Origin of the sequence: Hymenobacter sp. DG25B (assembly GCF_000801315.1) — a bacterium.
In the GTDB taxonomy this organism is placed as follows: domain Bacteria; phylum Bacteroidota; class Bacteroidia; order Cytophagales; family Hymenobacteraceae; genus Hymenobacter.
In genome coordinates this window covers 51,763-72,309 of sequence record NZ_CP010054.1, presented here as the reverse complement: position 1 = coordinate 72,309, position 20,547 = coordinate 51,763, and the positions used below count along the sequence as shown (strand labels likewise).

Here is a 20,547-nt window from a genome sequence, read left to right as displayed (position 1 = left end):
TATGGCTTCTTCTTCGGCTTTCTGGAAAACAATGGGCATGGGCGTAATTGCCGGCATGCGGAGTATGTCGGCGCCGGCCTTGCTGAGCGGCGCGTTGCGGGAGCAGCCTTCGGGGCGGCTGGCGCACTCTAAATTCAGCTGGCTGCAGAACGGGGCCGTTTCCGCGGGGTTGAAAGCCCTGGCCGGGGCCGAAATGGTAGGCGACAAGCTGCCCACGATGCCCAACCGCACCGAGCCCGTGAGTGTGGTGGGCCGCACGCTTTCCGGCGCGCTGGTGGGTGCGGCCCTGTATAAGCTCAACCGCCAGAAGCTATTGCGCGGTGCGGCGGTGGGTGGGCTGGGCGCCCTGGCCGGCACCTTCGGGGCGTTTGCCCTGCGCAAGCTGGCCGATAACAGCGGCACCACCAAGGAGCCCTGGACGGGCTTTATTGAGGATGCGCTGGTAGTGGCCGGCGGCAAATCCCTGCTGCATAACTACCAGCCCCGGCAATAATCCGCCTGTCGGGCTGACATCAATCAGACCGGCAACTGACTTTCGTCATCTTTTGCCTGCCCCCTGAAAAGGACCTTTGAAGAAGTAAAACCACTACTTCTATAAAGGTCCTTTTCTGTATGATAGTTGACCCGAAACCGCAGGTAGCCCAGCCGCAGGCACCACCCACGCGGGCCCTCGAGACGTTCTTCTACGACAACAAGATTGTTCGTGATTTCGGCATTGCCACCATCTTCTGGGGCATTGCCGGTATGCTGGTCGGTATCCTGGCGGCGTTTCAGCTGGCCCAGCCCGACGTGAACATGCACACCTCGTTCACCACGTTCGGGCGCATCCGGCCGCTGCACACCAATGCCGTGATTTTTGCCTTCGTGGGCAACGGTATTTTCATGGGCGTGTACTATTCGCTGCAGCGCCTGTGCAAAACGCCCATGTACTCCAAGAAGCTCAGCAAGCTGCACTTCTGGGGCTGGCAGCTGATTATTCTGAGCGCGCTGATTTCCCTGCCCATGGGCTTCACCACCAGCAAGGAGTACGCCGAGCTGGAGTGGCCCATTGATATTGCTATTACGCTGGTGTGGGTGGTGTTCGGCTGGAACATGTTCGGCACCATTGCCCAGCGGCGCGAGCGGCACCTGTACGTGGGTATCTGGTTTTACATTGCCACGTTCATTACCGTAGCGGTGCTGCACATTGTGAACTCTATGGCGGTGCCGGTGAGCTTCATGAAAAGCTACTCTGCCTACGCCGGCGTGCAGGATGCGCTGGTGCAGTGGTGGTACGGCCACAACGCCGTGGCCTTCTTCCTGACCACGCCCTACCTGGGTTTGATGTACTACTTCCTGCCCAAGGCAGCGGGCCGGCCGGTGTATTCTTACCGCCTGTCTATCATTCACTTCTGGTCGCTGATTTTCATTTACATCTGGGCCGGTCCTCACCACCTGTTGTATACCTCCCTGCCCGACTGGGCCCAGAGCCTGGGCGTGGCTTTCTCCGTGATGCTGCTGGCGCCCAGCTGGGGCGGCATGATCAACGGTTTGCTCACGCTGCGCGGCGCCTGGGATAAGGTGCGCGAAGAGCCCGTGCTGAAGTTCCTGGTAGTGGCCATTACGGCCTACGGCATGGCCACCTTCGAAGGGCCCATGCTCAGCCTGAAAAACGTAAACGCCATTGCCCACTTTACCGACTGGATTGTAGCGCACGTGCACGTGGGTGCTCTGGGCTGGAACGGCTTCCTCACCTTTGCCATGCTCTACTGGCTGTGGCCCCGCCTGTACCGCACGCCCCTGTACTCCAAGAAGCTGGCTAACACCCACTTCCTCATTGGCACCATCGGCATCCTGTTCTACGCCCTGCCCATGTACTGGGCCGGCTTTACCCAGGGCCTGATGTGGAAGCAGTTCAATGCCGAGGGCATGCTGCAGTACCCCAACTTCCTGGAAACCGTGCTGCAGATTGTACCCATGTACTACCTGCGCGGTATTGGCGGGGTGCTCTACCTGAGCGGCGTATTCCTGATGCTGTACAACCTGGTGAAAACTGCCCGGGCCGGCTCGCTGCTGGCCGATGAAAAAGCCCAGGCGCCCGCCCTGCTGCCCGCCACCGAAGACCCTCACGCCGATGCCGGCCACTGGCACCGCTGGATTGAGCGCCGCCCCGTGCAAATGGCCGTTTGGGCTACCGTGGCCATCGGTATTGGTGGGGCCGTGGAGATGATTCCCACGTTCCTGATCAAGTCGAACGTGCCCACCATTGCCTCGGTGAAGCCTTACACCTCCCTGGAATTGCAGGGCCGCGACATCTACATCAAGGAAGGCTGCTCTAACTGCCACACCCAGATGGTGCGCCCCTTCCGCTCCGAGACGGAGCGCTACGGCGAGTACTCAAAAGCCGGCGAGTTTGTGTACGACCGTCCCTTCCTGTGGGGCAGCAAGCGCACCGGTCCCGATTTGCACCGCGTGGGCGCCAAGTACCCGCACTCCTGGCACTACAACCACATGCTGGACCCTACCAGCATGTCGCCGGGCTCCATCATGCCGCCTTACCCCTGGCTGTTTGAGAACGACATTGACTACTCCACGCTGCCTAAGAAAATTCGGGTACTCCAGGGCCTGGGCACGCCCTACCCCGCCGGCTACGACAAGCAGGCTGTGGCCGATGCCCGCCGCCAGGCCGACGGCATTGTGCAGGAGCTGAAGAAAGAGCAAATCGAAGTGAAATCGGACAAGGAAATTGTGGCCCTCATTGCTTACCTGCAGCGCCTGGGTACCGATATCAAAGTGAAGCCGGAGCAGGCGGCCGCCTCGGCCCAGTAAAGTTCGGCATCCACTCCTTCAAACTGCACTACCGCTATGTACAAGAATGTTTTGGAATCCATCACTGGCATTGAGATATACCCGCTTATCTCCTTTGTCATCTTCTTCCTCTTCTTCCTGGGGCTGCTGATTTGGGTGGTTATCGCCAACCGCCAGCACCTGCACACCATGAGCCTGATGCCCCTGCTCGGCGACGATGAAGCCCCGGCCACTCACGCAGAATCTGACGCGCTATGTTAGCTAAACGCACTGTGCTGCTGACGGCCACCGGCCTGCTCACCGGCTACTTAGCCGCCGCGCAAACGCCCGCCGCGGCCCCCGCTACCTCTGGCTCCAGCATTCTGTTCTGGCTGCTGCTGGGCATTCTGGGCATCGTCCTGATAGTTACCCTGGTTACGGGCGCCTCGGCCGCAGCGGCCATTCAACATCACCCCATATCGCAGGACGCTGCCAGCCACGATCAAAACAACTCCACTGAGAAAGGAGCATCTATATGATAACTTCTAAACTGACTTCCCGCTGGCCCCTGGCCGCTGCTCTGCTGCTGCAGGCCGGCACAGCCCTGGCGCAGGCTCCGGCCGAAGCGGCGGCCGCTCCGGCCAAACCTGCCGGACCCGACACGCAGGTGATGCTGTTCTGGTTTTTGCTGAGCACGCTGCTGCTGGTGCTCCTGGTGTTTGTGCTGCTCTTCACGATGATAGTAGTGAAGATGAAGCCCCAGCTGCGCAAGCTCTACGAGCTGCCCACCGTGCACGACACCTGGAGCGGCAAAGTAGTAGGCCTGCTCATCGGCGACACGGCCCTGGTAGTGGGCAAGAACAAGGACGAGCTGATGGGCCACGACTACGACGGCATCACGGAGTTCGACAACGACCTGCCGCCGTGGTGGAAATACGGCTTCTACGTGACTATTCTGTTTGCCGTGGCCTATATGGGCTACTACCACGTGGCCAATGCCGGGCAGCTGCAGCTGGCCGAGTACGAAACCGAAATGCGCCAGGCCACGCTGCTGGTATCCGCCGACAACGACGACCCCAACAAGCTGACCACCTACACAGCCCTGAAAACTCCGGCCGATCTGGATGCCGGTAAAACCATCTTCGCCACTAACTGCGCGCCCTGCCACGGCCCCAATGCCGAGGGCAAAGTAGGCCCCAACCTGACCGACGAATACTGGCTGCATGGCGGCGACATCAACCACGTGTACAAGACCATCAAGTTCGGCGTCACCAGCAAAGGCATGGTGGCCTGGAAGGGTAAGCTGGCCAGCAAGCAGATTCTGCAGGTGTCTTCTTACATCGAGAGCCTCAAAGGTTCGAAACCCGCCAACGCTAAAGAGCCCCAGGGCGAAAAAGAGCTTTAATCCGGGCTGCTCCGTCCGCATTCGTTTCTCACCGTTCAGGCGCTGCTGCCATAAGCCCGCGCCACCCGCTATGTCCGTTACCACTTTTCAACCCAACGACGACTTTCGCGACACCATCTCCACGGTAGATGCGGAGGGCAAGCGTGTGTGGCTGTATCCGAAGAAGCCCAGCGGCCCGCTGTACCGCGCCCGCAAGTGGATTAGCTACGCCCTGCTGGCCCTGCTGTTTGTGGGCCCCTGGCTGCGCTTTCAGGAGCTGCCGCTGCTGATGCTGAACCTGCCCGAGCGGAAGTTCATCATCTTCGGACAGATCTTCTGGCCCCAGGATTTCTTTATTCTGCTGGTGGGCGCGCTGGCATTCCTGCTGTTCATTATTCTGTTTACGATAGTGTACGGCCGCATTTTCTGCGGCTGGGTGTGCCCCCAAACTATCTTTCTGGAGTTTGTTTTCCGCCGCATAGAGTACTGGATTGAAGGCGACGCACCCCAGCAGAAAGCCCTGGACCGCGCCGACTGGACCTGGAATAAAATCTGGCGCAAAACCACCAAGCACGCGCTGTTTCTGCTGATTTCGTTTCTGATTGCCAACACCTTCCTGGCCTACATTATTGGGTCTGATGCGCTGGTGAAGATCATTACCGATCCGCTGACGGCGCACCTGGGCGGCCTGGCCTCCATGGTGGTGTTCACGGGCGTTTTTTACGCGGTGTTTGCCAAGTTTCGGGAGCAGGTGTGCACCATTGCCTGCCCCTACGGCCGCCTGCAGGGCGTGCTACTTGATAAAGACAGCCTGGTAGTAGCCTATGACTACAAGCGCGGCGAGCCCCGCGAGAAGCTGCGCAAAAACCAGGAGCGCACCGCCGGCGACTGTATCGACTGCTACCAGTGCGTGCAGGTTTGCCCCACCGGCATTGATATCCGCAACGGCGCCCAGCAGCTGGAATGCACTAACTGCACGGCCTGCATCGATGCCTGCAACAACATCATGGCCATGATTGATCTGCCGAAAGGGCTGATCCGCCATGCCTCGGAAAACGACATTGCCAACGGCACCAGGTTCCGCCTCACCGGCCGCATGAAAGCCCTTTCGGCGGTGCTGGTAGTGTTGCTGATGGGCCTCACGTTCCTGCTGGTGTCGCGCTCCAACGTGCAGGCCACGGTGCTCCGCACGCCGGGCCAGCTGTTCCAGAAAACGGAGCGGGGCACTATTTCCAACCTGTACAATATCTCCGTCATCAACAAAACCAACCATCCGTACCCCATCACTCTGAAGGTGCTGGAACCCGCCGGCGGTACTATTTCTCTGGTGGGCAAAGATGGCCTCACGCTGCCGGCCCAGGGCCTGACGGAAGGCGTGTTTTTTGCCGAGCTGCCGAAGTCGGCGCTGCACGCCACCAACCAGAAAATCCGCATCGGGGTGTTTAGCGGCGACAAGCTGATTACGGAAACCAATACCAAATTTCTGGGCCCGCCGCAGTAGCGGAGCCCCTGCTTCTCCGACGATTCTCATTCCAGTATATCATGGTTACTCCCGCCCCTCAAAAACGCACCCTCTGGCCCTACGCTATTATTGCGGCCTTCGTGCTGTTTGCCGGCTACATTGGCTACATGGTGCAGCAGGCCATGCGCACGCAGGTAGACCTGGTCAGCACCGACTACTACCAGCAGGAGCTGGCCTACCAGCAGCGCATGGAGTCAGTAGCGCGCACGGCGGCTTTGCCCGCGCCGGTGCAGGTGGCCTACGATGCCGCTACCCAGCGCATCACGCTGCAGCTGCCGGAGGCTTTGGCCAGGCAAACGGTGCAGGGCACGCTGCACTTCTTCCGGCCTTCCGATCAGAAGCTGGATTTTAAGCTGCCCTTCACGCCCGCGGGCAAGCCGGCACGGCAGCAGCTGAGCACCAGTAAGCTGCAACCCGGTCTGTGGCGGCTGCGGGTAGAGTTTACGGCCGGTGGCCAGCAGTATTTCCTGGAGAAGGAGCTTTCCATCTGACCACTTCCTGGCTTTGCCGCTTAATCCGCGGAAGCCCCTGTTCCTTATAGGCGGCCCACCGGGCCGCGCCGCTCACGTCCTGCTTATGAAACGCCTTCTTCCTGTTCTGGGTCTGTTGCTGGCTTCCTGCGGAGATGTCAAGAATCCTAACGGCATGCCCGACCAGCCCACCGGTCCGGCAACGGTGAAGGTACTGCCGTCCCGGCCGGCCAAACCCGATCCGGCCGCGGCTAAAACCGAAAACGCCGTGATGCCCTCGGACACCTCCCTAACCGGGGCCTGGCTGATGCTGGACGGCGCACTGCGCGGCCACGATGCCCAGGTGCTGAACCAGCTAATGGACCCCGAATATGGCCTCTGGATTCTGGAAAAGGCCGGCAACACGCCGTTGGTCACCCGGGTGGCCAATGTGAGCAACTTCCGCAGCCAGGAACAGCAGCCGCTTTTCAACCTGGAAAAAACGCTAATGACCTGTGCCGCGCCCACGGCGGTTACCAAACTACCCACCGCCAGCTGCCCGGCCGGCACCTTCCCCGCCGAAGGCTGCTTTAGCGCATCGGCCACGGGTTTTCGGGCGCTTAACTTCTGGCCGCAGGCCGCCATTAAGGGGGGCACCCGGCAGCAGGGCCAGGCCGCGCAGGGGCGGGCTATGGGCTCGGTGCTGCAAACGCGCACCGGCTACCAGTATCACTTCTCCAAATCGGCGGGGGCTGGTGGGCGCTGGCGGCTGGTGTTCATTGATATGCGCGGCGCCTGCCCCAAGTAAGCAGCTTCGCCGCAGCGTTTTTATAACAGGTTTCTCTCTTCGTCATGCTCTGGGCTGGTTTCTTATTCGGGTTGCTGGGTAGCTTTCACTGCGTGGGCATGTGCGGAGCTATTGCGCTGGCGCTGCCGGGCCAGAACAACCCGGTGGGCTGGCGCTATGTGCGGGGCCGGGTGCTTTACAACCTGGGCCGCGTAACTACTTACACCCTGCTGGGGGCCCTGGCCGGCCTAGCAGGCCAGAGCCTGCGCCTGGCCGGCTGGCAGCAGGGCTTGTCCATTGCCTCGGGCCTGCTGATTCTGCTGCTGGTGGCCGTGCCGGAGCGCTACACCGGTCGCGCGGCCGAGGTGCTGGGGTTGAGCCGGGTGCTGGCCGCCGTGAAAAATCGGTTGGTTTACTACTTCCAGCAGCCCACCGCCCGCGCCCTCTACACCACCGGCCTTCTCAATGGCCTGCTGCCCTGCGGCATGGTGTATCTGGCATTGGCCGGGGCCATTAGCGCGCCGGGTGTGCCGGGCGCTATGCTGTATATGGCTTTGTTTGGGCTGGGTACAGTGCCCCTGATGCTGGCGCTGTCTTTAACGGGGCGGCTGGTGCCGCTGCAGTGGCGCGCCCGGTTGCGGGCGGCGGTGCCGGTGGGCGCTACGCTTATGGCGGCTCTGTTTATTCTGCGCGGGCTGGGACTGGGTATCCCTTATGTAAGCCCGGCGCTCAGCCAGCCTGCTACTGCCATTACCACTACAGTTGCCGCGCAGCCGCTCACGGTGCATCAGTGCCGGTAATTTTCCTTCATCTTTCTCTTCGTCGATTTTCAGGCCCGAACTCTCTTTTCCATGAAAACCATTCTCATTCCCCTGACGCTCACGGCCTCCGACGAATATGCCTTGGCTTACGCCAATAAGCTGGCTGTGCGGTGGCGCGCCAACCTGGTACTGCTGTTTTGCCAGCCCGGCCCCGCGCTTTCCAGCACCGACGAAGATGCCCTGCTCACCCGCATGCAAAACCACGTGGAGCGCATGCGCTACCAGCAGCTGGTGCGTCAGGATGCCCGGCGCCTGCACTACCATTTCCGGGCTCTGGCCGGCACCCTGCCTGAGCATATTGCGGAGGTGGTAAGCCAGAGCGCCGCCGATTTGGTAGTGATGGGTCTGGAGCACACGCATTGCCCCGCCAAGGCCATGACGGATACGCACCCCGTGCGCGTAAGCTCCCTGGTGCGCTGCCCGGTGCTGGTGGTGCCGCCCGGCCGGCGGCCCCTGCCTACGCGCCTGGTATTTGCCACTGATTTCACCCAGCTGAGCCTGAGCGCCCTGCCCCGCCTTTCGGCCCTGGCCGATGCCCTGCCCGGACAAATGGAATTGGTGCAGGTGTATGGCCGGGAGCAGCGCCAGAATATGGCGGGCTTTAAGCGGGCACTAGCCGCCAGCCGCCGTCAGCTGACGTGGCCGCAGGTTAATGTGCAGCTGTTGGAAGATGATGATATGGTAGAAGGCATCAGCGAGTACTGCGCCCACGTGCAGGCCCAGCTTCTTATTCTGGCCCCCACGGACGAGGCTCAGCTTTGCCGCTTCTTCGATACCTGCCACACCACCACGCTGGCCTACCACCAGCAGATTCCGGTACTGCTGCTGCGCGCCAATCCGGCTACGCCCGCGGTGCACTGCTGTGCCCGCTGCGCCTCCCGCATGGCCCTTCCGGAAATGCAAACAACTATTCCCCTTTCCGCGGCCGGCTTTACTTTGGGCTAGTGTAGAGGGCTTAGGCCACCCGGGAAGCTTCCAGCGGACGCGCGGGAGCCTTTCGGCGGCCACCTAATACCACCAGCACTACGGCAATGACAATCAGCGCGGCCCCGCCCAGCATCTGGGCATTCAGGGTTTCGCCCGCAAAAGCCCAGCCCAGCAGCACGGCCACTACGGGGTTTACAAAGGCATAGGTGCCGGCCAAGGCGGGCTCTACGTGGCGCAGCAGCCAGATGTAGGCCGTGAAGGCCACAATGGAGCCAAACGTAACCAGGTAAGCATAGGCTATCCACGACTTGGTAGTAATAGCCGCCACGTGAAAGCCCGTAGCCTCGCCGCGCAACAGGCCCACCACAATCATGGCCAGGCCACCGCACAGCATCTGCATCCCTCCCGACACGAAGGGGGAGGAGGCGGGCTGCTTTTTCTTGGAGTAGAGCGAGCCAATGGCCCACACCAGCGCGGCCGTGAGCACGCAGGCAATGCCAATGCCCTCGTGGCCGGGAATGGCTACGTGCGAGGCGCCGGGCGTACGCGCCAGCAGGTACACGCCCGCCAGTCCGCAGCCCAGCCCCAGCGTTACCCAGGCCGTGGGCCTTGCCGAAATACCGCTCAGCCAGCCCAGCAGGGCCAGAAACATAGGTACCGTGGCTACCAGCAGCGCCGCCAGCCCCGTAGGAATATACTGCTCGCCCAGGGTTACGCCACCATTGCCGAAGCCCAGCAGACACACCCCGATAACCACTGCGTGCAGCCAGCCTTGGGCGGTGGGCGCCGGGGCGCCGCGCAGCCGCATAAAGCTGTAGAGCAGCGCGCCGGCCAGGGCATAGCGCGTGCCGGCCATCAGCAGGGGCGGAATGGAATCAATAGCGAAGCGGATGCCCAGATAGGTAGACCCCCAGATGATATAAAGAGCGGCAAAAGCCAGTAGAAAGGAGGCGCGAGCCGGACGAGACATAACGGAAGTACTGAGTTCAGCGCAAACCTACACCAGAATACCCGGCGGGTTGCGCCGGAATCTTGCTGATTTTCAGAATCGGCCCCGGCAAGTGCGGCAACGCAGGCGTCTGGTTGAGGTCTTTAACGGAAGCCTTACCTTGGGCCTCGTTCCGCACCCTCGCCCTTTTTATGACCCGAAAATTTCTCCTGCTCCCCGTTCTGCTGCTGAGCCTGACTCTGACCCAGGCCGCCCAGGCCCAGCTGATGCAGCCCAAAGCCACCTTCACCCGCGCCGATTCTTTGCGCGGTGCCCTCACGCCGCTGCGCACCTGCTACGACATCAATTACTACCACCTGGATGTGAAGCTGGACGTGGACAACCGCTCCCTCAGCGGCTCCAACCTGTTCCGCTTCACGGCCACCCAGGACTTCACCAGGCTGCAGTTTGATCTGTTCGACAACCTGAAAGTGGAAAAGGTGGACTACCACGGGCAGTCGGTGCCGTTCACGCGGGAGGCCAACGCCGTGTTCGTGACGTTCCCGCAGGCTATCCGGCAGGGCGCTAAGGACGAGTTTCGGGTGTACTACTCGGGGAAACCCACCGTGGCCAAGAAAGCGCCCTGGGATGGGGGGCTGGTGTTTACCAAGGATGCCAAGGGCAAGCCGTGGGTGGCCTCGGCCTGCCAGGGCGTGGGCGCCAGCATCTGGTGGCCCACCAAAGACCACCAGGCCGATGAGGTAGATTCCATGCTCATCAGCATCTCGGTGCCCAAGGGCCTGAAGGATGTTTCCAACGGCCGCCTGCGCAAGGTTACCAAGCTGAAAGGCGGCTACTCGCGCTACGACTGGTTTGTGGACAACCCCATCAACAACTACGATGTGGCCCTGAACGTGGGCGACTACCAACATTTCTCCGACACCTTCAATGGCGAGAAAGGCAAGCTCACGCTGGATTACTGGGTGCTGCCCGAGAACCTCAGCAAAGCCAAAACCCACTTTGCCGCCAACGTAAAGCCCATGCTGAAGGCGTTTGAGTACTGGTTTGGGCCGTACCCGTTTTACAAGGATGGCTTTAAGCTGGTAGATGCCCCGCACCTGGGTATGGAGCACCAGAGCGCCGTGGCCTACGGCAATAAATACCAGAACGGCTACCTCGGCCAGGACCGTTCCGATACCGGCTACGGCCTGAAGTGGGACTTTATCATCATCCACGAAAGCGGCCACGAGTGGTTCGGCAACAACATTACCAGCAAGGATATTGCTGATATGTGGATTCATGAAGGCTTTACCACCTACACCGAGGCCATGTTTGTGGAGCAGCAGGATGGCCCCGTGGCCGCTGCGGCCTACATTCACGGCCAGCGCAAATGGATCAGCAACGACCAGCCCATCATTGGGCCATACGGGGTAAACAAGGAAGGCTCCGGCGACATGTACCCCAAAGGCGCGGCTATGCTCCACATGCTGCGCCTCACGGTGAACGACGACACCAAATGGCGGCAGATCCTGCGCGGCCTGGGTCAGCAGTTCTATCACCAGACCGTAACGACGGAGCAGGTTATCGACTACATCAACCAGCAGAGCGGCCAGAACCTCACGCCCATTTTCGACCAGTACCTGCGCCACCCCAACATTCCTACGCTGGAAGTGCGCTTCGCCCCCGATGGCAAGCCCCTGGCCCGCTGGATTGCCGATGAGCCGGCCTTCGATATGCCCGTGCGCCTGCGCACCAAAGGCGGCGAGTACCAGCGCGTGAAGCTCACCCGCAAATTCCAGCCCCTGGATGTACCCGGCCTCAACAAAGACAACCTGGAAGTCGATACCCAGAACTACTACATCGGGGTGCTGGTAGAGTAGGGGGGCGTGTCATTGCGAGGAGGCACGACGAAGCAATCCGTCCTCTAAAACGTGACCAACGCCCTTTTACCAGAAAGCCTTCTTTTGCACGCCCTTCCAGAAACCCCCTCTCCCAGGCAGCACTGCCCATGCCCTACTATGTGTATATCCTGACCAACGCAAACCACACCGTGCTCTACATCGGCGTAACCAACAACCTGCTACGCCGGGTACACGAGCACAAAACGGGCACCTACCCAGGATTTACCAAAAAGTACAATGTGCATAAGCTGCTCTACTGGGAGCAGTACACCGAAATCAAAACCGCCATCGACCGGGAAAAACAGCTAAAAGCCGGCTCCCGCCAGAAAAAGCTGAATCTGATCCAGGAGTTCAATCCGGAGTGGCAGGAGCTGTTTGATACGCTGCAGTAATGTGTCATTACTCCAGTGTCATTGCGAGGAGGCACGACGAAGCAATCCGTCCTCTGAAATGTGCTAAGCCTTAATAAACCAGAAAGCCCTTGACACACCACACATCAAGGGCTTTCTGGTAAAGGAAGTGTCTGGTACTTTGAGGACGGATTGCTTCGTCGTGCCTCCTCGCAATGACACAATATCATTTCATCCTTTTCCCCACTTCACAACTTCACCGTCCGTACCTTCGCGCCCGTTGATTCCCACCGAATTCATCCGCTGACTATGAACCAATACGACGTTACCGTCATCGGCTCCGGGCCGGGCGGTTATGTGGCGGCCATCCGCTGCGCCCAGCTCGGCCTCAAAACGGCCCTTATTGAGAAGTACGACACCCTGGGCGGCACCTGCCTCAACGTAGGCTGCATCCCCAGCAAGGCCCTCCTCGATTCCACGGAGCACTTCCACAATGCCCACACCACCTTCAAGGAACATGGCATTGAGCTGAGCGACCTGCAAATCAACATGAACCAGCTCATCGACCGTAAAAACGGGGTGGTGAAGGCCAATACCGACGGCATTGCGTTCCTGATGAAGAAGAACAAAATCGACGTGCTGCATGGCGTCGGTTCGTTCGTCGATAAAAACCACATTAGCATTGCGCCCACCGCCGGTGGCGAGGCCCAGCAGATTGAGACCAAAAACGTCATCATTGCTACCGGCTCTAAGCCCACCGTGCTGCCCTTTATTGCGCAGGACAAGGAGCGCATCATCACCAGCACCGAGGCCCTGAACATCCGGGAAGTGCCCAAGCACATGATTGTGATTGGCGGCGGCGTAATCGGGCTGGAAATGGCTTCCGTGTACGCCCGCCTCGGCGCCAAAGTATCGGTGGTGGAGTTCATGGACTCGCTGATTCCCACCATGGACCGCGGCCTCGGCAAGGAGCTGAAGCGCATTCTGGGCAAAATCGGCATCGAGTTTTTCCTGAGCCACAAAGTAACCGGTGCTACCCGCGCGGGCGACGCCGTGACGGTAACCGCTACCAATCCCAAGGGCGAGGAAGTGAAGTTTGAGGGCGACTACTGCCTGGTGGCCGTGGGCCGCGTGCCCTACACCGCGGGCCTCAACCTGGAAGCCGCCGGCGTAGCAATGGAAGAGCGCGGCCGCATTAAGGTTGATGAGCACCTGCAAACCAACGTGCCCGGCATCTACGCCATCGGCGACGTGGTGCGCGGCGCTATGCTGGCCCACAAGGCTGAGGAAGAAGGCGTGTTCGTAGCCGAAACCATTGTGGGGCAGAAGCCGCACATCAACTACCTGCTCATCCCCGGGGTGGTGTACACCTGGCCGGAAGTGGCCGGTGTGGGCTACACCGAAGAGCAGCTGAAGGAAATGGGCAAGGCCTACAAAACCGGCAACTTCCCCTTCCGTGCCTCGGGCCGCGCCCGCGCCTCCATGGACCTCGACGGCTTCGTGAAAGTGCTGGCCGACAAGGAAACCGACGAAATCCTGGGCGTACACATGATCGGCCCGCGCATCGCCGACCTCATTGCCGAAGCCGTAACGGCCATGGAGTTCCGCGCCTCCGCCGAGGACGTAGCCCGCATGAGCCACGCCCACCCTACCTACGCTGAAGCTATGAAGGAAGCGTGTTTAGCGGCAACGGAGAACCGGGCTATTCACATGTAATACTGCGCTTGCAGTAGAAATAAAAATAGGCTGAAACTCTATGGGTTTCAGTCTATTTTTATTTATTAGAAATTAAGTAACTATATTTCGACGATATTGTATTTAATATCGGAAATATCGAAACTATTTATTAATTCTAAAAATTCATCAATTGACAATACTCTCGGAAGTATATCATTTAGCCAATATCTTTTGCTAGTATAAGGTATATACTCAACGAAAGGAGAAATTGCCACTGGTATTATATATTTTACATTCTCAATGTTATAATTTGTTCCTTTTTTGTGCTGTATAAGCCATTGTGCTTTTTGTTCTATCTGAGTAATGCCTTTCTCGATTACTTTAGATTCGCGCAGTTTTAAAGCATTGTGTGAGCCATTAAAAAATGAGGACCTTCTTGCTGCCGCCTTGCACTCGGCTATTATTAATACGTCTCCTATAAGATGTGAAAAATCAATTTGTTTACTTGATCTATCGAGTCCTTTGCACGGTGTTGTTGGTAAATAAGATTTTTTTTCAATTGCTTCTTCAAAGAGAGGTCCTCTGAACCCGTGTTCATTTAAGCTTATCTTATCGAATAGGTTATTTAGTATTATTGGTATAAGTGAATAATCTATGAAGTAATGGTTTTCTCCTGTTTGTATAAGTAATTTTAAGGTGCCTCGGTCGAATATGTTAACGTTCTCTTGGTGACGGTTTTCTAGATACTCAAATGCGGAAGTAAGTTGTTCTATGGTTGTTTCCTCTTCTTTGAGAATTTTCCCTGCAATCGGGCTATAATAATATGCTTCTCCTATTATTCCTTCTTTAGTAGATGGTCCCTCATAACCCCTTGATATCCAATTTATATAAATTGAACTTCTTTCCTCAATTGTTAGATGTAGTGCACGCCAACAAAGAGAGGTAATTAATGTGATGATATGCTTAAAATTAACTTTGTTTTGCTTAATGAAGTCCTTTTCAAAAGGTAGGTGAGACTTTAAATACTTTCTTATAGGATATGGTATCAGTAGATAATTTACTGCTTGTTCGTCACTAATTATAAAATTTAAATTGCTCTTAAAAAAATCATTCATGTAGGCAATGGACTCGCCTTGTACATTAAGAATTGGTAAAAGTATGAGTGATGAACTTTTAGGCTTTGCTTCTTGAAACATCGTTCCTGTCTCACTTGCTGAAGTCGAGCTTAATCTGTTATCATAGTTTTCAATAAGCCTAGCCAGGTTATTATCCCTTTCCTCAATGAAGAACTCAGGTAGGGCTTGGCTTACGTGTACTTTAGCTCCTTTTCCAATTGCTCTTAGTTTCGCGCCGCATACCCAGAGTTCATATGATATCTTTTCAACTTCGTAGTATTCTAATAAATTATTGTGATCAAAATCTGTTAATACTAATTGACTGGGAGATTGTTCAATGATTTTTCGTTCATATTCAAATTCCTTGCTTAGAAGTAAACCGTTAAATATGGATTTTATATCTATTTCTTTCGATGTGTTTATATGGTTGCATATTGTTTTAGTCCCGTATTTTTGAATTAACGCAATTATATTAATTCTATTAGTTTCAATTGTTGATGCTTCCTTATTGGGTCCTCCGCTATTTATTCCTATTCTTCGTGATAAGTGAAGCCAGTATGCCATTGAATACTGGCCTACTATTTTTCCTGACTTGCTTTCTAATGACTTTGCGTAAGACCAAAACAGATCTTGTGCGCGTATATCCGAATATACACCGTTAGGCACTAAACTCCAGAAAGATGTTCTTATATGATTGGTGTCAGAAGTATACTTGTTAGAGATGAATTTATGGAAAAGTTGAAAAGGTCGTTGGTAATATTGTAAAGCAATTTTTGCCATGTTTATGTGTTAGTATTGAGGAATAATTTTATAGATTAAATGTTGGACCCTGCAATCAAATCATTTATAAAATGTGTGTTTGTGTGTGTCGGATCTATGAAGACAAGCAACGAAGCTATTACGTCTTCTGTACCAGCTTAAACCCATCCTTCGTCACTTGGTAATGCTGGCCCTGAATGGTGATGGTTTCGCCTTCCAGCAGCTTGCTTAGATCCAGGATGTCGGCCTCTATGGTGTGCAGGAAGAAGCCGTGCTTGCGAGCCAGATCAAGGTAGCACGGGTGAATTACTCTATTCTCGTGGCTGATTCATAACCGGAAGCTACTGAATATATCGGTTTGGAAACCTTCCGGGCGGCGCTTGCGAATACGCCGGTATGGGCAAGAGCAAGAAAAAGAAGTCAAAAGACAACGGCGTTTCCGACGACATCATTGACGGGGCCGCCTTATCTATCAAGCGGTTCCGGAAAGTGACCAATGAAATTGCCAAGCTCAGCACCGGCCAGAAGCTGGTGGGCAGCCTTGCGCTATTGGCCGCCGGCTACCTGTATTATGACAAGCTAAAACGCGAAGGTGGGCAGATAACTTACCATGGCTTTACTATTCCGTTGCCGCAGCTGGCCGCGGCCAAAGAGGCGGCCCTAACGGAGGAAATAGATGCCGAGGTGGTGAGTCCGCCCAAGGCGGCGGCCACTCATAAAAACCATAAAAGTCCCAAGGCCGGAAAACCCCGCCACGACTTTGGCCGCCAGCCCGCCGCCAGTCCTGATGATGAGTAACAGCCAGCGGGAGGCCATCCGTTTGCGCCGCCCTGCGGGCCTCACCAGAGTAAGAATTCCTAACACGGCAACCTTCTGTGGCTGAATTGCGGATACCTTCTTGCGGTTGCCGCTCCTATCAAAAACTCACTATTCTTTATCGCCCTAAGCCATGAAAAAGAAGAACAAGACCAACGCCAAAACGAAGGCTGCGCCCAAAGCGGCTAAGAAAAAGTCCCTGCTGAGCGGGGCCACCAAATCCCTCAAGAAACTGACCAAGGGCGGGGGTAAAATGAGCACGACGCAGAAAGTAGCTGGCGGCGCTGCCCTGGTAGCACTAGGTTTGGGCTACCTGGCCAAGCGCCGCAAGGATGCCGCCAAACCAGTGAATACCGCTACCGATGCCACCGCGGCCGAAGACAACCTGGCCGCGTTGGAAGGCGTGAGTAAGAAATCCACGAAAGGAAATGCCAGCGCTGCCTAGCGTGCGTGGAGAATGCAGGCTGCCGGTCGAAATTTGACTGATATGCAGAGGCGGTAGCCGAAGCGTGTCGTCTGCGGATGTTGCCACCCTACCTGTCAGCCTGAGCAAGCGAAGGACCTTATCCCGCCGAAACGAGTCGTGGTTACGATGGTCGTTCTGGCCGGATAAGGTCCTTCGCTTGCTCAGGATGACAGGCGAAGCGGTAGAGATGCTTCGACAAGCTCAGCAGGATACGTTCTTTGTTGCACCTCGCACGCTGCTTTTTGCCAGGGAATATTCAACCCACCAAGCATAGGAAATCCGTGCCTTTGGTGGGGAGGATTACTCCGTTGGTGTGGGCTTGGCACCCCAGCGCTTTTCGCGCCAGGCCTGCTGCTGCTCGGCATCCAGATACGTCCAGGCAACCATACGGCTGATTTTCTGGCCCTGTGCCATGGTGATGGTGCGCACCTCGGCGGCTCCCAGTTTTTTCAGTGACTTATACAGGCCGGGAAGGGTTTCTTTCTTTGATACCAACGTGGTAAACCAGAAGCACCTGGTGCGGAACCGGGCGCTGTCTTCGGCCATGCGCCACAGGAAAGTAGCCTCGCCGCCCGGGTACCACAGCTCGTTCGACTGGCCCCCGAAGTTGGGCTCGGGCCGGGGCGTGCTTTTGCCGGTGCCCAGGTTATGCTCCTTGCGCCTGGTGGCCGCTTCGGCCTCGGCCTGCGAGCCATGAAACGGCGGGTTGCACATGGTCAGGTCGAACACCTCGTTGGGCTTGATGATGCCGTCGAAAATATCGTTGGGGCTGGATTGCTGGCGTAGCTCCACGGCCCCGCTGAGGGAAGGGTTGCTGGCCACAATCTGCCGGGCCATGCGCACGGCCACGGGGTCCACATCGGCGCCCACAAACTTCCAGCCGTACTCGCGGTGCCCAATGATGGGGTAAATGCAGTTGGCGCCCACGCCCACATCCAGCACCCGAATGCTTTTGCCGGTAGGCACCACGCCCTCGTTGGAGGAGCCGAGCAGGTCAGCGAGGTAGTGAATGTAGTTGGCGCGGCCGGGGATGGGCGGCGTGAGGTAGCCGGCCGGAATATCCCAGTGCTGTATGCCGTAGAAATGCTTCAACAGTGCCTTATTCAGCGCTTTTACCGCTTCCGGGTTGGCAAAGTCAATGCTTTCGTCCTGATACTGATTAACCGCTACAAAGGCCGCCAGATCGGGGTTGCTTTGAATGAGCTGCGGAAAATCGTAGCGGTTGCGGTGACGGTTGCGCGGGTGCAGGTTTTCTTTCTCGGCGGAGTGGTCCTTGGGTGCTTGGCTCATGGGGCAGGGTAGAGGCGCCTGGTAGCGTCGCTGGGTTGCTGATGTGGGAAGGTGGGGCGGCGCCGGCAGTCTTCGCTGGAAAGGCCGAAAGGCCTCTCGGCGGCGGGGCACCGGCTCAAAGGTACCCAGAGTTCCCGCAACCCCGGCCGCCCACCCGATAGGCCACGCGCAAAAGCGGCTGCAGCTCCGGGAGCTGCAGCCGCTTTTAGTAGGGAGATTATGACTTGGGTGGATAGGTAGTTCTGATGCGTGGTTTCGGCCGGCTGTTGTGCTTGTTGCGCAGCAGGAGCGCGGCGGCCCCCACGGCCCCGGCTACCAGGGCCGTAGTTACCCAGGGGCTAATCACGGGCGGCGGTACGGAGCGCACGCCCGTTTCATCGGCAGTGGCCGGGTGGTTTACGTAGCGGCCGTGCGCGGGCACAGCCTTCTCCCGGAAGTGCTCGGCCAGGTCCCGCAGCTGCTGGCGCAGCTCCTCGCCAAACATGGGAATGCCGTGGCCGGTGGCCGCTACTTCGGGGTTCAGGCGGGCCAGGGTTTCTACTGAGGTGCGGGCCTGTTCCCAGTCGGGGGTGAAATAGGCGGGTGGGCCGTGCACCTCCTGCTTCTGGCTCCAGGTGGCCAGCACCGATTCTCCTGCTACCGTCACAAAGGCGTCGCCGGCCAGCAGGGTGCGGTCTGCTTCGCGGAAAAAGGAAACGTGGCCGGGGGTATGGCCGGGCGTATGCACCCAGCGCCAGCCGGGCAGGCTAGGCACGGAGCCATCCTCGGGCAAGGCCTGCACCCGGTCGCCCAGGTTCAGGGGCTTTTTAGGATAGAGGAACGACATGGCCGACATGCCACCACCGCCCACGGTGGGGTCGGGGGCGGGGTAGGAGGAGCGGCCGGTGAGGTAAGGCAGCTCCAGCGGGTGGGCATATACCGTTACCTCGGGCCACGTTTCCAGCAGCGAGGGCAGCGCATACACATGGTCGAAGTGGCCGTGGGTGAGAATAATAGCCTGGGGCGGCGAGTCGGGACCGAAAAGCTCCGCGGCGTGCTGGCGGATGCTATCGGCGGAGGCAGGCAGGCCGGCATCTACCAGCACCCAGAGCGCGCCGGTGGCCTCCTGCTCCTGGGGCCACACATAATACAGGTTCACAAACACATTGCGCCAGCCCGTAACGCCGGGCACTACGGCCTGCAGCGCGGGAGTATTTGCGCGGGTAGCATGGTTAGAAAGCATAGAGTCAATAAATTAAAATGAGAAACAGCCAAGCCATTCCCTACGCTTGAAGCCGAGCGGGTGTTTTCTGAATTGGCAGCGCGCTACCGTGTCTACCGCATTTTAGCAAAGGGGTAAAAACAAGAAGAGGCGGCCGCTCCGGGGAGTGGCCGCCTCTTGCTGCAAGCTGTTTGGGGCAGGGTACTTTATAATGTGGCAAAGAGGCACCGTGCAGGCTGCCGCCCGAAAGCGGCAATCCGGCAGATGCGAGAGGGTATGGCTAGACCATAGGCTAGCTTTCGAGTTTCACGCGAACGGCGTTGAGACCTTTCTGGCCCATCTCCACCTCAAAGCTCACTTTGTCGCCTTCCTTAATCTGGTTCACCAGTCCGTTGGCATGCACAAAAATGCTCTCCTGGGACTTCTGATCCTTAATGAAGCCGTAGCCTTTGGAGTCGTTGAAGAACGAAACCACCCCTTTGCGAATAGCATCGGCGGGGTCTACTTCTTCCTGCTTGCGGGCACCCAGCTGGATGTCCTCGGTCTTAATTTCCTTCTTCTTCCGCGTTGGGTCCGGAGGAGTAGCGGAGATGTTGCCGTTTTCGTCAACATATGCCAGCATCTCGTCCAGATTTTTGCCATTCGCGGCGTTGGCCTGGCGCTCTTCTTTGCGCTCGGCCTTATCCAGTTTCTTTTTCTGGCGTTTTTTCTCGTTTTCCTTCTTGCCGAAAGTTGCTTGTGACCTGCCCATATATGTTGTGAAATAAGGTGATGTTTCCGTGCTGTGCAGCAAAGTTGCACATAACTAACACAGAATTGTTGACTAGTGAAAACAGATACGTAAAACTGAAAGTTCAGCGTATCTGAAAAAGAGAATATTTGTTGTTTGTCCGGCCGGTGGCCGGCGAGGTAAGCGCCGCCGGGCCGCCCGCAGTTGAAAATAACAACGGCCGGGGATATTTCCAGGTTTCCGAAAAAGTTGCGGGCCACCAGGGGCCGGCGCGGTAACCGGGAGCGGAGAGGGGTTGCGCGGAAACCGCGCTATGCTTTACGAATGAAAGCCGCCTTCAACACCATCATGGAACCACCAGCTTTGCCTTCTACTTCCTCCGGGTCATCGGTGAGGCGAATGTTTTTCACCACCGTGCCCCGCTTGAGCGTCTGCGACGAGCCCCGAACTTTCAGGTCTTTGATGAGCGTCACCGAGTCGCCGTCGTTAAGTAGATTACCGTTGCTGTCTTTTACGTCCATGAAGGGGAAATAGGGGAAGGATAGTGCAAGGCCGCCCTCGCCGGGGTCTTGCTGCTGCAAATATCCGCATTTTATAGCTAACCCAGGTTGCAGATATAGAATTAGACGCTGGGTTCCCCTCTTTCGAAAGCGGGGAG

Annotated in this window: 21 protein-coding genes; 15 read left to right on the top strand and 6 right to left on the bottom strand. The window is 57.4% G+C overall.

What is annotated here, in order from left to right:
* Position 1 precedes the first annotated feature (1 nt).
* From PK28_RS00330 to PK28_RS00285, 10 genes are all read left to right on the top strand, one after another.
* A complete protein-coding gene (locus PK28_RS00330; RefSeq protein ID WP_044510271.1) occupies positions 2 to 493 on the top strand; it encodes a DUF4126 family protein in 492 nt (163 codons plus the stop codon).
* 119 nt (positions 494 to 612) lie between these two features.
* Positions 613 to 2,808, top strand: a complete 2,196-nt coding sequence (ccoN, locus tag PK28_RS00325; RefSeq protein WP_044510268.1) for a cytochrome-c oxidase, cbb3-type subunit I — start codon at positions 613 to 615, stop codon at positions 2,806 to 2,808.
* A gap of 36 nt (positions 2,809 to 2,844) precedes the next feature.
* Entirely contained in the window at positions 2,845 to 3,048 is a 204-nt protein-coding gene (locus tag PK28_RS00320) for a hypothetical protein (protein ID WP_044510266.1), read from the top strand.
* The gene (locus PK28_RS00315; RefSeq protein WP_044510264.1) at positions 3,042 to 3,305 is read left to right on the top strand and encodes a hypothetical protein; all 264 of its coding nucleotides are present in this window, start codon (positions 3,042 to 3,044) and stop codon (positions 3,303 to 3,305) included. The genes PK28_RS00320 and PK28_RS00315 overlap by 7 nt, the downstream gene beginning before the upstream one ends.
* A complete protein-coding gene (locus PK28_RS00310) occupies positions 3,302 to 4,171 on the top strand; it encodes a cbb3-type cytochrome c oxidase N-terminal domain-containing protein (RefSeq protein ID WP_052430499.1) in 870 nt (289 codons plus the stop codon). Before PK28_RS00315 ends, PK28_RS00310 begins: the two co-directional genes overlap by 4 nt.
* A 70-nt stretch (positions 4,172 to 4,241) precedes the next feature.
* A complete protein-coding gene (ccoG, locus tag PK28_RS00305) occupies positions 4,242 to 5,651 on the top strand; it encodes a cytochrome c oxidase accessory protein CcoG (protein ID WP_044510262.1) in 1,410 nt (469 codons plus the stop codon).
* Between the two features lie 41 nt (positions 5,652 to 5,692).
* The gene (locus tag PK28_RS00300) at positions 5,693 to 6,163 is read left to right on the top strand and encodes a FixH family protein (RefSeq protein ID WP_044510260.1); all 471 of its coding nucleotides are present in this window, start codon (positions 5,693 to 5,695) and stop codon (positions 6,161 to 6,163) included.
* Positions 6,164 to 6,248: 85 nt separating this feature from the next.
* Complete coding sequence (locus tag PK28_RS00295) at positions 6,249 to 6,929, top strand: hypothetical protein (protein ID WP_156126172.1); 681 nt, start codon at positions 6,249 to 6,251, stop codon at positions 6,927 to 6,929.
* A 44-nt stretch (positions 6,930 to 6,973) separates the two neighbouring features.
* The gene (locus tag PK28_RS00290) at positions 6,974 to 7,708 is read left to right on the top strand and encodes a sulfite exporter TauE/SafE family protein (protein WP_044510256.1); all 735 of its coding nucleotides are present in this window, start codon (positions 6,974 to 6,976) and stop codon (positions 7,706 to 7,708) included.
* 51 nt (positions 7,709 to 7,759) lie between these two features.
* On the top strand, positions 7,760 to 8,674 hold the full coding sequence (locus PK28_RS00285) for a universal stress protein (RefSeq protein WP_044510254.1): 915 nt from the start codon (positions 7,760 to 7,762) through the stop codon (positions 8,672 to 8,674).
* A gap of 10 nt (positions 8,675 to 8,684) precedes the next feature.
* Here PK28_RS00285 and yedA read toward each other — a convergent pair whose 3' ends face one another.
* On the bottom strand, positions 8,685 to 9,626 hold the full coding sequence (gene yedA, locus PK28_RS00280; protein ID WP_044510251.1) for a drug/metabolite exporter YedA: 942 nt from the start codon (positions 9,624 to 9,626) through the stop codon (positions 8,685 to 8,687).
* Between the two features lie 170 nt (positions 9,627 to 9,796).
* Here yedA and PK28_RS00275 point away from each other — a divergent pair, with 170 nt between their 5' ends.
* The 3 genes from PK28_RS00275 to lpdA all read left to right on the top strand — a co-directional run bounded on the left by PK28_RS00275 (position 9,797) and on the right by lpdA (position 13,551).
* The gene (locus PK28_RS00275) at positions 9,797 to 11,464 is read left to right on the top strand and encodes a M1 family metallopeptidase (RefSeq protein WP_044510248.1); all 1,668 of its coding nucleotides are present in this window, start codon (positions 9,797 to 9,799) and stop codon (positions 11,462 to 11,464) included.
* A 128-nt stretch (positions 11,465 to 11,592) separates the two neighbouring features.
* Positions 11,593 to 11,877 carry a GIY-YIG nuclease family protein gene (locus PK28_RS00270; protein ID WP_044510245.1) on the top strand — a complete coding sequence of 95 codons (285 nt, stop codon included), beginning with the start codon at positions 11,593 to 11,595 and terminating at the stop codon, positions 11,875 to 11,877.
* Positions 11,878 to 12,144: 267 nt separating this feature from the next.
* Positions 12,145 to 13,551, top strand: a complete 1,407-nt coding sequence (gene lpdA / locus PK28_RS00265) for a dihydrolipoyl dehydrogenase (protein ID WP_044510243.1) — start codon at positions 12,145 to 12,147, stop codon at positions 13,549 to 13,551.
* A gap of 80 nt (positions 13,552 to 13,631) precedes the next feature.
* Here lpdA and PK28_RS20235 read toward each other — a convergent pair whose 3' ends face one another.
* Positions 13,632 to 15,407 (bottom strand): hypothetical protein, encoded by a 1,776-nt coding sequence (locus PK28_RS20235; protein ID WP_156126171.1) that lies wholly within the window; start codon positions 15,405 to 15,407, stop codon positions 13,632 to 13,634.
* A 375-nt stretch (positions 15,408 to 15,782) separates the two neighbouring features.
* On the opposite strand from PK28_RS20235, the gene PK28_RS00260 reads away from it, so the two are divergent.
* Together PK28_RS00260 and PK28_RS00255 are read left to right on the top strand one after the other, a co-directional pair.
* Complete coding sequence (locus tag PK28_RS00260) at positions 15,783 to 16,184, top strand: hypothetical protein (protein WP_044510241.1); 402 nt, start codon at positions 15,783 to 15,785, stop codon at positions 16,182 to 16,184.
* Positions 16,185 to 16,335: 151 nt separating this feature from the next.
* Positions 16,336 to 16,647, top strand: a complete 312-nt coding sequence (locus PK28_RS00255; RefSeq protein WP_044510238.1) for a hypothetical protein — start codon at positions 16,336 to 16,338, stop codon at positions 16,645 to 16,647.
* Positions 16,648 to 16,968: 321 nt separating this feature from the next.
* On the opposite strand, the gene rlmF is transcribed toward PK28_RS00255, so the two are convergent.
* The 4 genes from rlmF to PK28_RS00235 form a co-directional block, all read right to left on the bottom strand.
* The gene (rlmF, locus tag PK28_RS00250; protein ID WP_044510236.1) at positions 16,969 to 17,958 is read right to left on the bottom strand and encodes a 23S rRNA (adenine(1618)-N(6))-methyltransferase RlmF; all 990 of its coding nucleotides are present in this window, start codon (positions 17,956 to 17,958) and stop codon (positions 16,969 to 16,971) included.
* Between the two features lie 217 nt (positions 17,959 to 18,175).
* On the bottom strand, positions 18,176 to 19,180 hold the full coding sequence (locus PK28_RS00245) for an MBL fold metallo-hydrolase (RefSeq protein ID WP_044510233.1): 1,005 nt from the start codon (positions 19,178 to 19,180) through the stop codon (positions 18,176 to 18,178).
* 271 nt (positions 19,181 to 19,451) lie between these two features.
* Entirely contained in the window at positions 19,452 to 19,910 is a 459-nt protein-coding gene (locus tag PK28_RS00240) for a cold-shock protein (protein WP_044510231.1), read from the bottom strand.
* Positions 19,911 to 20,200: 290 nt separating this feature from the next.
* On the bottom strand, positions 20,201 to 20,470 hold the full coding sequence (locus PK28_RS00235) for an alkylphosphonate utilization protein (RefSeq protein WP_316931947.1): 270 nt from the start codon (positions 20,468 to 20,470) through the stop codon (positions 20,201 to 20,203).
* Positions 20,471 to 20,547: the final 77 nt, after the last annotated feature.